The 13,168-nt window shown below is 62.0% G+C and carries 14 protein-coding genes; 5 read left to right on the top strand and 9 right to left on the bottom strand.

The genetic code is table 11. The features are described 5' to 3' along the window. Positions 1-77 precede the first annotated feature (77 nt). The gene (locus tag ACZ5C7_RS12240) at positions 78-257 is read left to right on the top strand and encodes a hypothetical protein (protein WP_464376588.1); all 180 of its coding nucleotides are present in this window, start codon (positions 78-80) and stop codon (positions 255-257) included. A gap of 104 nt (positions 258-361) precedes the next feature. Here ACZ5C7_RS12240 and ACZ5C7_RS12235 read toward each other — a convergent pair whose 3' ends face one another. Beyond that, entirely contained in the window at positions 362-1,444 is a 1,083-nt protein-coding gene (locus tag ACZ5C7_RS12235) for a tubulin/FtsZ family protein (RefSeq protein ID WP_464376587.1), read from the bottom strand. A gap of 94 nt (positions 1,445-1,538) precedes the next feature. Here ACZ5C7_RS12235 and ACZ5C7_RS12230 point away from each other — a divergent pair, with 94 nt between their 5' ends. Both ACZ5C7_RS12230 and ACZ5C7_RS12225 read left to right on the top strand, forming a co-directional pair. Beyond that, on the top strand, positions 1,539-2,300 hold the full coding sequence (locus tag ACZ5C7_RS12230; protein ID WP_464376586.1) for a DUF7310 family coiled-coil domain-containing protein: 762 nt from the start codon (positions 1,539-1,541) through the stop codon (positions 2,298-2,300). Positions 2,301-2,486: 186 nt separating this feature from the next. Beyond that, entirely contained in the window at positions 2,487-2,912 is a 426-nt protein-coding gene (locus ACZ5C7_RS12225) for a DUF5791 family protein (protein WP_464376585.1), read from the top strand. Between the two features lie 6 nt (positions 2,913-2,918). On the opposite strand, the gene ACZ5C7_RS12220 is transcribed toward ACZ5C7_RS12225, so the two are convergent. After that, positions 2,919-3,698 carry a DUF7839 domain-containing protein gene (locus ACZ5C7_RS12220; RefSeq protein ID WP_464376584.1) on the bottom strand — a complete coding sequence of 260 codons (780 nt, stop codon included), beginning with the start codon at positions 3,696-3,698 and terminating at the stop codon, positions 2,919-2,921. 126 nt (positions 3,699-3,824) lie between these two features. On the opposite strand from ACZ5C7_RS12220, the gene ACZ5C7_RS12215 reads away from it, so the two are divergent. Continuing rightward, on the top strand, positions 3,825-4,772 hold the full coding sequence (locus tag ACZ5C7_RS12215) for a nucleoside hydrolase (RefSeq protein WP_464376583.1): 948 nt from the start codon (positions 3,825-3,827) through the stop codon (positions 4,770-4,772). Here the strand turns inward: ACZ5C7_RS12215 and ACZ5C7_RS12210 are convergent. Both ACZ5C7_RS12210 and ACZ5C7_RS12205 read right to left on the bottom strand, forming a co-directional pair. Continuing rightward, the gene (locus ACZ5C7_RS12210; protein WP_464376582.1) at positions 4,769-5,941 is read right to left on the bottom strand and encodes an enolase C-terminal domain-like protein; all 1,173 of its coding nucleotides are present in this window, start codon (positions 5,939-5,941) and stop codon (positions 4,769-4,771) included. The two genes, ACZ5C7_RS12215 and ACZ5C7_RS12210, sit on opposite strands and share 4 nt — an antisense overlap. 118 nt (positions 5,942-6,059) lie before the next feature. Further along, entirely contained in the window at positions 6,060-6,836 is a 777-nt protein-coding gene (locus ACZ5C7_RS12205; RefSeq protein ID WP_464376581.1) for an NAD(P)H-hydrate dehydratase, read from the bottom strand. A 193-nt stretch (positions 6,837-7,029) separates the two neighbouring features. On the opposite strand from ACZ5C7_RS12205, the gene ACZ5C7_RS12200 reads away from it, so the two are divergent. After that, positions 7,030-7,656, top strand: coding sequence for a phosphoribosyltransferase (locus ACZ5C7_RS12200; RefSeq protein WP_464376580.1), 627 nt, complete (start codon positions 7,030-7,032; stop codon positions 7,654-7,656). Between the two features lie 37 nt (positions 7,657-7,693). Here the strand turns inward: ACZ5C7_RS12200 and ACZ5C7_RS12195 are convergent, their stop codons facing one another. The 5 genes from ACZ5C7_RS12195 to rqcH all read right to left on the bottom strand — a co-directional run bounded on the left by ACZ5C7_RS12195 (position 7,694) and on the right by rqcH (position 13,107). Beyond that, complete coding sequence (locus ACZ5C7_RS12195) at positions 7,694-7,927, bottom strand: hypothetical protein (RefSeq protein ID WP_464376579.1); 234 nt, start codon at positions 7,925-7,927, stop codon at positions 7,694-7,696. A 220-nt stretch (positions 7,928-8,147) separates the two neighbouring features. After that, the gene (locus ACZ5C7_RS12190) at positions 8,148-9,413 is read right to left on the bottom strand and encodes a CobW family GTP-binding protein (RefSeq protein WP_464376578.1); all 1,266 of its coding nucleotides are present in this window, start codon (positions 9,411-9,413) and stop codon (positions 8,148-8,150) included. Positions 9,414-9,597: 184 nt separating this feature from the next. Continuing rightward, positions 9,598-10,176 (bottom strand): HalOD1 output domain-containing protein, encoded by a 579-nt coding sequence (locus tag ACZ5C7_RS12185; protein ID WP_464376577.1) that lies wholly within the window; start codon positions 10,174-10,176, stop codon positions 9,598-9,600. Positions 10,177-10,333: 157 nt separating this feature from the next. Further along, entirely contained in the window at positions 10,334-10,819 is a 486-nt protein-coding gene (locus tag ACZ5C7_RS12180) for an Lrp/AsnC family transcriptional regulator (RefSeq protein ID WP_464376576.1), read from the bottom strand. A 119-nt stretch (positions 10,820-10,938) separates the two neighbouring features. Further along, a complete protein-coding gene (rqcH, locus tag ACZ5C7_RS12175) occupies positions 10,939-13,107 on the bottom strand; it encodes a ribosome rescue protein RqcH (RefSeq protein ID WP_464376575.1) in 2,169 nt (722 codons plus the stop codon). Positions 13,108-13,168 lie beyond the last annotated feature (61 nt).

Raw genomic sequence — 13,168 nt, 5'->3', positions numbered from 1 at the left:
GATCGGTCTCCGCTCCACTTTCACTTTCACTCCCCTGTTGGCGGGGATTGACATGCGTTCCGGAACGAGCGGTAGCTATGTTGGAAGAACTCGCATGCACGTGCGAACACTGTGATCAGTCACTCGAGGACGATCGGCTGATGCTCTCGATGGGAACCGACGACGGCACGCGTCGAGCCTACGAATGTGACTGTGGTGCAGTGACGATTACCGTCGTCGGCGACGAGGAAACCGACGGCTATCCGGCGACTCGATAACAGCACCCACAGTCGATTGGACACTCTGCCGGAGTCTGAGAGTCGCCTCATGCAGTGTTTGCACTCGAAGGAGAGAAGAAACACCGATACCAGTTCAGTTCCGTCTAGAACAGGTTCTCGAGTCGATCGTCGGCGAACTGCTCGGCCGGATCTTCTTTCGGTTCGTCCTCCTGTTTCTGTGCTTCGCGGGCGCGTTCCATGAACTGGTCGATCCGATCGGAGCGTTCGACGCCGCCGAGCAAGACGAGTGCGGCGACCCGGTCGCTCTGAAGCGGGAAGTCGCCGCCTCGAACCTGCATGCTTCCGGTCTCGTCCTCGAGCCAGCGCCGGGACTTCTCGACACCTTTCCGCGGAATCACGTCGGGTTTCCCGGCGATGACAAGCAGTGCCGAATCGGCGGTTGTCGCATCCGGGAGACTCGTTCCGGTTAGCAGGGATTGTCTCGAGACGTTCATCACGGTTCGAATGTTCTCCTCGCTATCTTCGGCAGCGACTTCGCTCGCGTAGCCGAGCGCGGCGACGCCGCCCTCTCGAAGCGTGTTGATGACCTCGCTCGAGTCGACGACGCTCTCGCCGACCCCGTCCATCCCTTCGCCGGATGCAAAGAGGAGACCGATGCGCTGGGCGATGTTCTCGTTGATGGTTTCGAACGCCCCTTCGATGCTCTCGCCCTGTTCGTGCCAGGCATCGTTGTCGACCAGCAGCGTCGAATCCGCCTCGCGGACGAGAGTCTTCAGAGAGCGCCCGGCGTTTGCCTGATACAGCGCCCCCTCGTTCTGTCCCGGAAGGATTCCGAGCGCGTAGACCGGGATATCGTAGATTCGCTGGAGGTTGTTGACGAGGACTGGCGCACCGCCGCTGCCGGTCCCGCCGCCGAGGCCGGCGACGACGAAGATGGCGTCCGCACTCGAGGTGATCCGGCCTTCGATCCCGCCGATAACCTGGTCGATGTCGCTTTGCATGATCTCTGCGCCGAGTTCGTTATCGCCGCCGACGCCGTGGCCGTTGACGCGGTCTGCACCAATGAGTTGCGTATCGACGAACTCGAGGGACTGGAGGTCTGCTTTCGCGGAGTTGACGACGAACCCACCTTGAATCGCGTCGAACTCCATCTCGGCATCGAAACGGACGAGCCGTTCGGTTACCTTCCCACCAGCCTGACCTACTCCGATCAGGGCTACCTTCATACGACTCACATGAGGGGGAGGGCTGTTGAACGTTGCGGGGTCGATCGGCGCCGACGACTCCGTGTTTAAATAGTAAGCCGCGGCCAGGATGTTCATGACCGATTTCGAACGCTTCGAACGACGACTCGCAGCCGTCGAACGAGCGCTGACGGAACGCGATCGGCCGGTACGCGACGTCCCGGAGAAAGCCGCCATAGCCGACGATATCGATCGTCTCGAGGACCGAATCGGCGATCTGGTCGATCGGATCGCAGACCTCGAGGGGAGCACACAGGCGGTGCGCGGCTACGTCGGAAACGTTCGCGCTGTCAACGAGGACGTCGAGCGACGCGCTGATTCGGCAGTCGCGACCGTCGACCGACTCGAGCGTCGCGTCGAGGCGCTCGAGGAATCGACGATGGAACCCGAGACGGCGGAACCGGACACGACGGTACGTGTCTCCGATGAATACGGACGATCCAGAACCCGCCTAAAGCACACGAGAGAACAGCGGGCGACGACCTACGTAAGCCACGGTTCTCCCGGTGATTCGAGTGCGATCGACCACCAATGGGTCGAAACGGACGTCACAGGACTGTCTATGGAGGACGGAGGGCGGGCAATGGATGGCAGAGGGTCGGCGATGGACGACGGAGGGTTGGCGATGGAGAAGGGGGGTTCGGCGACCGGCGATTCCACGGCAGCTGACCCGGCGGCGTTCGAGGGATCGCCGACCGTTCGCGACGAACCAGCGTCGGAGCCACGAACAGCGCCCGATGGTGGGGAAGGCACAGGAAACGAATCGACGCGAGGATTTTCCGCCGACCACGTTCCCGGTACCACACTTTTCGCGAGGCTCCGTCGGATAGTTCGGTAAGGGGCGTACCCAGGTGAGCAGCGACAGCTGTCGGACGAATCGCCCGCTTGGTTCCGACGGTGGCGCGATTCGGAGGGCCGGGCGATCCCGAGAGTCGGGTGAATGGGGGGCAGATCTGTAGCCCTCCGCCTCGACGCTTCGTCTTCGATGGCAACCCATTTGAGCCCGTTTCCCGTTCGGACCGATATGTTCTACGAGCAACGGATGTCCGTGCCCGATTCGCCGGCAGAACTTCGAGCGGAGTATGAAGACGACCTCGAGGAGATCATCGAAACCACCGGCGTCGACAAGGTTTCGCTGTTGACGGGAGTCGACGAAGAAACCCTCGAGGCGATCGGAACAGGTGAGACCCCGTCGCTGTCGCTCGAGGACGCCGCGCAGATCCAGTCACAGGGAACGGACGACCCGGATCCGGAGACGATCGAAACCATGGCGTGTGAACACCTCTTGCTCGGCATGTCGACGGCCGTCCTCGACGTCGACGCCGTCGAAAGCGAATTGGAGATAGATCTCGATGCAAAGGAGATCCAACAGAAGATCGAGCGCCGCGCGCCGATGTCGTTCGAGGAGTACGTTCACCTGCAACACGTTATCGCGGGCAAGGCGCCGTAGCTAGAACTATCCCTCGAGGACTTCGTACGCCACGCCGGCGTCCCGAAGCGCGTCCGTGACGCGTCCGACGGAGTCGATCGTCACGACGGCGACCACCTCGAGGCCGCGCTCTGCCGCGTCGGCGGCGACTTCGCCGCTTGCGAAGTTTACAGCCGGGTCCGCTCCGGCCTGTCGGCAGGCGACGACGGCTTCGACGCCCGTCGCGACGACGAGGTCGACGCCGTCGCAGGTCTCGCTGATGAACTCGTCGGCGATCGCTCGGCTCCCCCCAGTGCGCACCGCGGGAACCTGCAAGACGGTAACCGAGCCGGGATTTAACTCCATGACGCCCTCGAAACTCGTGACGCCGACGTCGGTTCCGGCATCGGCGTCGGTCGTCGCGACGCCGGTTGCCGGTCCTTCTCCTCCCGGGCTCGCGTGTAACAGGCCGTCCCGAACGGACAACGTAACGGTGTCTCCTTCCTCGATCTCGTCGGTCGCGATGTAGGCGGCCTCGCTCATCGCGTCGAGAACGTCGCCGGTGACGTGGTCTGCGAACCGGCGGACGTCGTCGGCGGTCGAAAAGAGCCAGTCGACACCTTCGTTGGTGACCCTGTATCGTGACCGGCCCTCTTTTTCGACGAGGCCGTCGTCGACGAGTTCGCGGATGTACTCGCTCACCGCCTGACTCGTCACCCCCACGTCGTCTGCGATCTCTCCCTGGCTCACCGCGGGCTGGCGCTCGGCGATTTGGACGAGGATCCGAAACCGCGTCGCAGCCCGCTTGTTATCGAGGACATCGACCATACACTGGCCGTTAGGCGAGGATACCAAAAAGGGGTGTGGTCGTCGGAAACGGCCCGAACGCCGTCAACCGCCGTCAGCCGGGGGCGGTTCCGACCTTTTAACTCCCGTCAATTCGACGGTATGTGCATGTCTCGCCCGTTATTGATCGATACCGATCCCGGATGTGACGATGCACTCGCACTTTTGCTTGCGCTCGAGCGCGACGAACTCGACGTCGTCGGAATCAGTGCCGTCCACGGAAACGCGCCCGTCGCCGACACGACGAGAAACGCCCGCTCGCTCCTCGAGTTCTTCGACCGAACCGAAATACCCCTTGCGAAGGGAGCGACGCTCCCGCTCACGGTTGAACTCGAGACGGCCGAACACATTCACGGAGAGGGTGGAATCCGCGGCGAGCTTCCGGAACCGACGGGAGAAACGGAACCCATCGAACGACACGCCGCCCAGTTCATCGTCGAGACCGCACGGGAGTACGAGGGTGAGCTAACGCTCGCGGCGATCGGTCCGCTGACGAACGTCGCACTCGCACTCGCGATCGAGCCTGCTCTCCCTGATCTGCTGGACGAACTGGTTATCATGGGCGGCGCGGCGTTCGTCCCCGGAAACGTGACGCCGCTTGCGGAGGCGAACTTCCACTCCGATCCGGAGGCGGCGGCTCGAGTGGTTCGAGACGCAGAGCCGACGATCGTGGGACTCGACGTGACGAACAGCGCGAATCTTCCAGCCGACTGGATCGACTCGCTGCCGCAAGATACCCGGCTCGGCCGATCCGTCGTCGAGTGGCTCACCTACTACTCCGGAGACCAACTCGCACAGTACGACTTCGAAACGACGGCGATTCACGACGCGTTGGCGGTTGCAGGTATCGTCGACGAGGCGGTCCTCGAGACCGAATCCTACCACATGACGGTCGGCACCGACTCGGACATCGATCAGGGAGCGCTCGTCTGTGACGTAAACGACGTGACGGACGGGGAGCCAAACGGATCCGTCGCCCTTGAGGCCGACTTCGACCGGTATCGGGAGCTGTTCACGGAGACGGTCGATCGAGTGATCGCCGAACGCGGAAACTAGTTGTAAATCCGGCGTCCGATCGCGTTCTCCTCGATGAACTCCCAATCGTACTCGACGCCGAGGCCGGGGTCGTCCGGGACCGGCACCGTTCCGTCGTCGTCGATCGAATCGAGCGCTTCCGAGTAGTCGCCGAGGTACACCGGCGGCTGGGTGTTCGCACAGTCGGGGTGGACCAGCGCGAGTTCGTAGTAGTTCGCGTTCCGAATCGCGGCGATACACTGGCGCTGTGCGGGTCCGGGCGCGTGAAACTCGACGTCGAGGCCGAACCCTTCGGCGATTCTGGCTCGTTTTATCGCGCCGGTGATCCCGCCGTCGTACTCCGGATCCGCCCGAACGAAGTCGGTCGCGTCGTTGGCGATGAAGTCGGTGAACGGCTCGAGTCCGCGGACGTGTTCGGTCTGGAGGATCGGCGTCTGCAGGGATTCGCGGAGCTTTCGGTGGGCGTGCTGTGAGATCCCGCCGTCGCGGTAGGGATCTTCGTACCAGAGGAAGTCCTGTTCGTCGCAGGCCCGGCCGACCTTGAGGGCGTCACCGTAGGTCTGGTACTCGCAGGCGGGATCGATCATGAGGTCCATCTCGTCGCCGACCCGGTCGCCGACGGCGTGGACGGTTTCGATTTCGCGGTCGATATCTCTCGCAGCGTCGCTTCCGCCCCAGCCGTGGATCTTGAAGCCGGGGAAGCCGAGCTCGAGACACTCTTCGGCGAAGTCCGCGTAGGCCTCCGGCGAGTCCAGACCGCCGTTATCGTCGGCGTGATAGGTCGAGGCGTACGTCGGGAGTCGCGTCGTGTAGGTGCCGAGCAGTTCGTGAATCGGCACGTCGTGGTACTTCCCGGCGAAGTCCCAGAGCGCGATATCGACCGGCCCGATGCCCATTCGGTCGTACTTTCGCAGCCCCCGCTTGATCTCGCTCCAGTGGCGTTCGCGATCGAGCGGATTCTTGCCGATGAGATAGTCGGCGAACGTGTTGATCTGTGCGGCCGCCGGCGAGTTGCCGCCGATGTACTCGCCGGTAATGCCGATGTCAGTCTCGATGCTGAGCGCGAATAGTTTTCGCGTCGATGTGGATCCGGGCTCGTAGACCAGATTGAACCCGTTCTCGTCGGTCCCAACATCGGACAGTTCGTAGGAAAACTCGATAGACTCGATTTCGGTAATCTGTGGTGGCACGACGAAAAGAGGAACGGCCATCTACATAAATTTCTGTCACGCGGGGCGATTGTCCGCGTGATGAGCTAATCCAGTTCTCCGACCGATCCAACTGGAGTCACTCGCTCGAGCGGAAGAATCATCGGATCGTATCCGGGATCCGTTCGATAACGTCGGTTGCGACGACTCCTGGTCCCTTATCGGCGGTCGCGAGTTCGCCGGTCTTCCCGAGAATCCAGGCGGCCAGCTCGGCGGCATCGTCTCGAGCCATCCCCTGGCCGAGCAAGGAGGCGGTAATACCCGCGAGGGTATCGCCCGTTCCGGCGACCGTCAGTGCCGACGTCCCGGTCTCGTTCTGGATTCGTTCGCCGCTCGCGATGATTTCGTCGATATCGCCCGTTAACGTGATGACGGCACCGGTTTCCGCCGAGAACGTCTCGAGCGAGCCGTAGGCCTCTCTGACCGGGTCGTCCTCGGCTTCGCTGGGTGTCAGGACCGTCTCGGAGAGGTCGGCCTCGAGTGCGGGTTCGATCGCGAGCGCGTCGATGACCGTTGGAACGTCGGTTTCGGTGATCGTCGTTTGCACGGCCTCGGGTTCCGCTTCGACGAGCCCGGGACCGATGACGAGCGCGTCGGCCCAGTCGCCGAGTTCCCGAGCCTGGTCGAGTGCGTTCCCGGTGAATCGTTCGTCCGCGTACTGGCTCACGAGCGCGTTCGGCGCGTGTCCGGCGACGATGCCGTAGATTTCCTCGGGAACGAGCGCGCGGACGTGGTCAGAGCCCGTCCTGAGTGCCGCCCGGGCCACGAGCGCGGGTTGGTTGGGATACTCGACCGTGCCGCCGATGATACCGATGCGTCCGTTTTCGGTATCCGCCTCGCTGATCACGCCGGCGAGCGTTTGCTGAAGTCGACCCATAGCGGTTGTTTTCGTCGACGCGGGTAGGCGTTAGGCAGGCGTGCTCCGGGAACTCGAGCGGCGATCGGTCGGGAAGACGAGATCTCTATTCAACGTCTCACTCGAAAACAAGTCGGAACTCCGCCGTCGGGTCGAAACCGGAGTCCACGTTCCGGCCCAAGAATCTAGTACGGTGCCGTCGTAGAACCGAGTAATGTTCGAGGATCGAACCGACGCCGGCGATCGACTCGCAGCGGAACTCGAGCGCCGCGGGACGACGGCCGATATCGTCCTCGGCATCCCTCGCGGCGCGCTCCCGGTCGCCAGACCGGTCGCGGACGCTCTCGGGGCGGATCTCGACATCGTCGTCGCGCGGAAAATGGGAGCGCCGAATAACCCGGAACTCGCCCTCGGAGCGGTCGCGAGCGAGGGGAGCGTCTGGCTCAACGACCCGCTCGTCAAGCGGTTGAACGTCTCAGAATCGTACCTCGAGTCGATCCGGGCCGACGAAGCCGAAAACGCCCGCGAAAAGGCAGACAGATACCGAGAGACGCCTGGGCTCCCCGATCTCGAGGGGAAGCGCGTGGTGGTCGTCGACGACGGCGTGGCGACGGGCGCGACGGCGATCGCGTGTCTCAGACAAGTGCGTGAGGCAAACGCGGCCCACGTCACCCTCGCCGTTCCCGTCGGGCCGTCGGGTTCGCTCGGTGATCTCGAGGACGAAGCCGACGAGGTCATCTCACTCCGAACGCCGGCCGACTTCCGGGCCGTCGGTCAGTACTACCGAACGTTCGGCCAGGTAACCGACGAGGAGGCGATCGAGTACCTCGATCACGAGTAACAGCGAGGCCCGAAAATCCGCCGCTATCTACCGCGGATCACGTGGTCGACGATCGGCTCATAATAAACGTAAAGAGGAACAGCCCGGCAGCGACGAGTGCGACGTTCGTCAGGCCGTAGTCGAGCATTCCGATGATACTGCCACCCCAGACGAGGAGCCAGGCGAACGCCGCCGACAAGATCGCGTTCAAAACGACGAGAATCCGCGGGTCTCCCTCCGAGGCCTCGAGGCCGTCTCGAAAGCCGAGTCGGTCGTCGTCGGAGTCGCTCATGGCTGAACAGGCGTCCGTCGTTACTTAATCGTTTCTGTGGCCGGATCTCGAGAGGGCAGACGTTGGTGTCAACTCCGTTCTTGTGGCTCCGTTCAGTTGCGACCGACTGCGCGATCACCGCGTCTCGATTCGTTCGGGCGACGCCAGCGAAGCTTCGACCACGGCTCGACCACGTCACGACCGTCGAAGCCGAAGGGATCGTCAGCGACTCGATGCGACCTCAGGGCGCTCGAAGCACGCGTTCTTCTCCATCTTCGCTCGGGAACTGACTCTCGAGCGGTTCGGCTTGCTCCCGTTCGTCGTCGGTGATCAGCGAGGACTCGAGTCGAGATCGAAGTTCGGACTCTTCGAGATCGATTCCGATGAAGACGAGCTCCGTCTGCCGGTCTCCGTGGTCGTCGTCCCACTCGAGGTCCGGCCGGTTCGAGCGGTACAGCTGTCGGTCGACTTCGGGAAGCGCTGCGATCCACGGCCCTCGCACCGTCGCCCGGATCGAGGGTCCCGCCTGACTGATTCCGACTTTGACGTCTCGACCCGCGATCCACGCGGTCCCCTTCGATCGGACAACGCTTTCGGGAAGCGATCGGAGGAACTCGAGAAATCGCACCGGATGGAACGGACGGCGCTCGCGGTAGACGAACGAATTCACGCCGTAAATCTCGTCGGGATGGCGGTGGTCGTGGCTGTGTGATTCGTGTCCCCGTTCATCTTCGGCGTGTTGTCCACCTTCGGGGTGTTCGTCTGCAGTGAGCGCGCGTTGCCATCCCGCGAGCTCACCGAGTTCGTCGGGATCGAATCGATCCGCCTCGAGGAGTCGATCGGGATCGACGGCGCTGAACTCAGTTCGAAATAACCCCGCGTTGGGTTGGAGTGCGTTTACGAGCGCCTCCGCACGCTCGAGTTCGTCCTCCTCGCACAGATCGGCCTTGTTGAGCAGGACGACCGAGGCGACCTCGAGCTGTTCGATCAGGAGATCGGAGAGCGGTCGGGTAGCCTCCTTCTGATCCGCCTCGGGGCTCTCTTCGTCGGTTGCTCCCCGCCGTTTCGGGATCGAGTCCCCCTCGAACGAGTCGAGAAAGAGCCGCGTATCGAGGACGGTGACCAACGAATCGATCTCGTATCGAGCCGCGACGCGAGAGGTCGTCGTAAACAATCGCGCGACGGGTTCGGGTTCGGAAACCCCCGAGGATTCGACGATCAGCTGATCGAACTCCCGCTCTCGAGCGAGCCTGACGACCGCAGTCTCGAGGTCGTCCTGAAGTTCACAACAGATGCAGCCGTTCGACAGTTCGGCGACGCCACCGTCGACCTCGAGTTCCGAGTCCTCGGCGACGAGTTCGGCGTCGACGTTGACCTCGCCCATGTCGTTGACCAGCACGGCGAGATCGCGGTCGCCAGCGTTCCGAAGAAGGTGGTTGAGTAACGTGGTTTTTCCGGCACCGAGATTCCCGGATAGGACCGTCACGGGGATCGAATCCTGTTGCATGGACGCTGATAGGTACCCCCGCGACTACAAAGGTTGGAATCGAAATCGGTCGATCTGTCCGGGACGCAGTTCACCCGCTCGGCACGCAGTTGAAGCTGTTTGTGCCGTAGTTGAAGCTGTTTGTGCTGCAGTTAGATCAGTTCGCGGTTCGGTTCGATCCGCTCGAGGGACAGCAACCGAACGGTCAATTCGTAACGATCGAATCGTCAGTTGCGGTCAACGCGGCGTTCTCGTCCGAGTCGGTGGATAGCTCGTCAACCGCGTTGGTAGATGCCGGAGAGTCGGTTGCCGAATCGGTGGCCTCGATCGTGTGTCCCGTTTCGACGTGGTGGGTAATCGCGAGACCGGATCGTTCGCTCGTCGAGTACTCTTCGTCCGCTGAAAGCTCCCAGTCACAGTCGAGACAGTAGTGGCTTGCATCTCGCACTGATTCGTTATTCGACTGCTGTGCTCCCCCGCCCGAATCAGTAGATTGGTTTCCGGACTCCTCGAGTGTAATTGTTGGATCACCGCCGCTGTCGTCTTGCTCGACGACGATATGATACCCGTGGTACGTGAATTCGACGGCCCCACACCGTGATTCACCGTTGCGTCTCGGTTCGAAAAGCTCGTCGAGCGCCTCGGGATTGATGACATCGTACAGCGGCGTATCGAGGGCTGTTGGATCGGTTCCTTCCTTTTCAGCAATTTTTCGAACTATCTGGACACTTAGTGGCTGTGAGTCGGACCGTGTTTCGAGTGACCCAGAGAGTGTTGTTTCCATTGCTCTGTTCTCAAGGCTCGATTCGGTATAAAGACTCGGGAATAATCACTTCCGGATCTGTCGTAACCAACCGAAAAACGAGCGATTCCGGATTTCAGCCACGACCGACCGAAAAGATCCGTTCAACGAGCGATCCAAAACAGAACAATCATTCATGTTAGATAGGGTCTGATCCCTTCGAAGCCGACTCGAGAAAAACCGAGGCAGGGGAGTCCCGTTCGTTCCGAAGTAATATTTCGTCGATGATGTCGTATCCACGCGTATCGATCGTCGCTGCGATACGGGTTATATCGTCGTTCGATGATCCAACGCCGAGGATCTGGACGTTTCCCGTTCCGGTCATCATTTCGCGAACGTTGACGACGCCGTCGATCTCGTGGGCGGACTCGACGAATGCTTCTCGCTCGGAGACTGGAGCCGTACAAATAAACAGTACTTCGAACGGGAGGCCGGCCAGTTCGTAGTCGATCTCCGGACTGTATCCCTGGATAACTCCTCGTTCCTCGAGCGCCGTAATGCGTTTTCCAACCGTGCTCGGCGACACGCCGACTTGCTCGCTGATATCGGCGTTCGAGTTGTTCCGCGCGTCCTGTTGGAGGGCGAACAGGATCTCTCGATCGACATCATCGAGGTCCTCAGACATGCTATCGCAGAAACCGTCGTGTGGACGTATAAACGGTTGGCCTGAATCAGCGACCGTCGATTCTCAGGGAAATTGTGCCGTAACCGAATTTCGCAAGAACTCTCCGAAGGAACCGATACTTACTCCTCGGCGATCCGGCTGCCACCGGGCGGCATGAAGTGTTGAATTTTGTCCGGGCTGGCGATCTTTCGGATGAACGATTCGTCTTCGAACCGCTCGCGGAGTTGGCGGTAGATCCGTTTGGCCGCGTCGGCTTGGGCGTACCGTCCCGGTTCGATATCGATCGTCGTCACCGCCCGCTCTTCGATCGCCGACGGCGGACCGCCGATGACGCGCGTGTACGGCTCACACTGGACTCCAACCGTGACGCCGACCGGCGTGCTTTCGTGATACGTTCGATCCCCGCGGACCGCGAATCCTCCCTTCTCGAGGTACTCGCCGCTTTCGGGCGTTTTCGTCACCTGGTCCGAGTCGACGACGTAGACGTCGCCCGCGTAGCGCCCGTCCTTCCAGACCGACGAATAGGAGACGGCGAACTGGGCTGCCTCTTCGATGCTCGAGTCGGGAATCTCGATGTCGCCCGAGGAGGCCTCGCTCGGATCGGTCGCTTTGAGCACGGTGACGGGTCCGCCGTGGGCCTGCGTGTGAAGCACCTTGTCGCCGCGCTCTAAGTACTTCTTGACCAACTCCTCGTTCTGATCCGCATTTCTGCCGCCGATGACGAGAAAGTCGTCGCTCGTGTGGAACCACCGGAACCGGTCGAACCACGGCTCGTTTTCGCGGATCGGGATCGACGCTTGCGAGAGCCAGTCGCGATCGGTCCGCTTGTCGTCCGCGTCCCCATTGCCATCGTCGTCCTCGCCGTCGTCAGCCTCCCACTCGTCTCTGCGACGCTTCGCGTCCGCTAAGTCCTCGCGGGTGTCTTCGATGGCCGCGAGCGCCCCCTCTTTCTTTTCGGCGATCTGTTTGGCTTCGGTGTAGAGCCTGTCAGCGTTTTGCTCGAGGCCTTCTCGAGCGAGCAATTCGATCCGTTCGCCGTCGATATCGACGGTCACCGTCCCGTCGCTGCCGTCGACGCCGACGACGGCCTCGGCGGCTTCGATGCCGCGGTCTTTCCCCTCCTCGAATCGCTCCTCGATTTCGTCCCACGGGCGGTCCTGCTCTCGCGCTCCCCGCACCGTCGAGAGGATGTCGTCGACGAGGTCGTAGTTCGCGTACAGCAACTCCGCCTGCTCGCGCTGGGCCTCTGCCTGTTGTTCGAAGCCCTCGATTGCTCCCTCCTGCTGTTCGATGATCCGTTCGTATTTCGCGACCTCTTCCTCGAAATCCGGCCGTTGATCGGTCGGATCGGACTCCTCGTCCTCGAGTTCCATTCGGAAGAAGTAGTCGTCGAGCGCCGTCGCGAAGCTGTCGTAGGCCTCGCCGGCGAGTTCCGCGTGCTCCTCGAGCGGGAACGGGGTGACGTCGACGACGCTGTTCGACGAGCGGTCGTCGTCATCGCCGTCGCCGTTCCCGTCGGACTCAGCGGCCGATTCCTCGGCGTCCAGGTAGATACGCGGATCGAAATTCCCGTTCCGGATGTCGAGTGCGAGTCGCTCGATGGCCTCGTAAATCGCGTCGTACTCGTCTTCGGTCGCGTCCTCGATGTCGAGGGCCTTCTCGACGCCCGCGCGAGTGCAGACTTCTTCGGCGTAGAGGCCGCCGAAGTTCAACTGCGTCGCCAGCGTTCGCACGACGTCCGTATCCGAATCCTCCATCTCGAGGTCGAACGCCTCGCGAGAAACCGTCAGCGGATTCGTCCGCGAATCGGGGAACTCGTATCTCGAGCCGGGAACGACGGTCCGAGATTTGAGCCGAACGGTTTCCAGACAGTCGATCACTTCGTACTCGCCGTCGGTGACTGCGATATTGCCCTGGCCGAACAGTTCGACGATGATTCGCGTGGTTCCGTCCTCGCGTTCGAAGACGAACTCGAGGATGCGGTCGAACTCGAACTGCTCGACGCCCGCGAAGTCCGCCCCGGAGAGTCGGTTCCGGAGCATCATCGCGAACTGCGGCGGTCGTCCGGGTGCGTCCGGAACGCGCGTCGGGTCGACCGTGTGGGCGCGCTTGGTCTCGCCGACTTCACAGATGAGTTCCGTTCGACCCCGATCGAAATCCCGCATCTTCAACCGCAAGAGGTCGTCGCCGTAGAGATAGGCCTTGTCGACTTTCGCACCCTCGTATGCGCCCATTTCACGAACGAAGGCGGCGAGGTCGACGCTGGTGAGTTCCCGCTTCGGATCCATACCCACAATTGCTTGGTGTGGCCCAAAAGGCGTGTCGTTCCGCTCGAGGTGTCTCCGAAGC

The organism is Halostagnicola alkaliphila, from assembly GCF_055379965.1.
This window is presented reverse-complemented; position numbering and strand designations above follow the sequence as displayed.

Excerpts from the sequence above, each read along its gene's own strand:
- ACZ5C7_RS12235 (WP_464376587.1), bottom strand. The coding sequence starts at position 1,444 with ATGAAGGTAGCCCTGATCGGAGTAGGTCAGGCTGGTGGGAAGGTAACC.
- rqcH (WP_464376575.1), bottom strand. The coding sequence starts at position 13,107 with ATGGATCCGAAGCGGGAACTCACCAGCGTCGACCTCGCCGCCTTCGTT.
- ACZ5C7_RS12215 (WP_464376583.1), top strand. The coding sequence starts at position 3,825 with ATGTCTCGCCCGTTATTGATCGATACCGATCCCGGATGTGACGATGCA.
- ACZ5C7_RS12225 (WP_464376585.1), top strand. The coding sequence starts at position 2,487 with ATGTTCTACGAGCAACGGATGTCCGTGCCCGATTCGCCGGCAGAACTT.
- ACZ5C7_RS12220 (WP_464376584.1), bottom strand. The coding sequence starts at position 3,698 with ATGGTCGATGTCCTCGATAACAAGCGGGCTGCGACGCGGTTTCGGATC.
- ACZ5C7_RS12205 (WP_464376581.1), bottom strand. The coding sequence starts at position 6,836 with ATGGGTCGACTTCAGCAAACGCTCGCCGGCGTGATCAGCGAGGCGGAT.
- ACZ5C7_RS12230 (WP_464376586.1), top strand. The coding sequence starts at position 1,539 with ATGACCGATTTCGAACGCTTCGAACGACGACTCGCAGCCGTCGAACGA.
- ACZ5C7_RS12200 (WP_464376580.1), top strand. The coding sequence starts at position 7,030 with ATGTTCGAGGATCGAACCGACGCCGGCGATCGACTCGCAGCGGAACTC.
- ACZ5C7_RS12240 (WP_464376588.1), top strand. The coding sequence starts at position 78 with ATGTTGGAAGAACTCGCATGCACGTGCGAACACTGTGATCAGTCACTC.
- ACZ5C7_RS12190 (WP_464376578.1), bottom strand. The coding sequence starts at position 9,413 with ATGCAACAGGATTCGATCCCCGTGACGGTCCTATCCGGGAATCTCGGT.
- ACZ5C7_RS12195 (WP_464376579.1), bottom strand. The coding sequence starts at position 7,927 with ATGAGCGACTCCGACGACGACCGACTCGGCTTTCGAGACGGCCTCGAG.
- ACZ5C7_RS12185 (WP_464376577.1), bottom strand. The coding sequence starts at position 10,176 with ATGGAAACAACACTCTCTGGGTCACTCGAAACACGGTCCGACTCACAG.
- ACZ5C7_RS12180 (WP_464376576.1), bottom strand. The coding sequence starts at position 10,819 with ATGTCTGAGGACCTCGATGATGTCGATCGAGAGATCCTGTTCGCCCTC.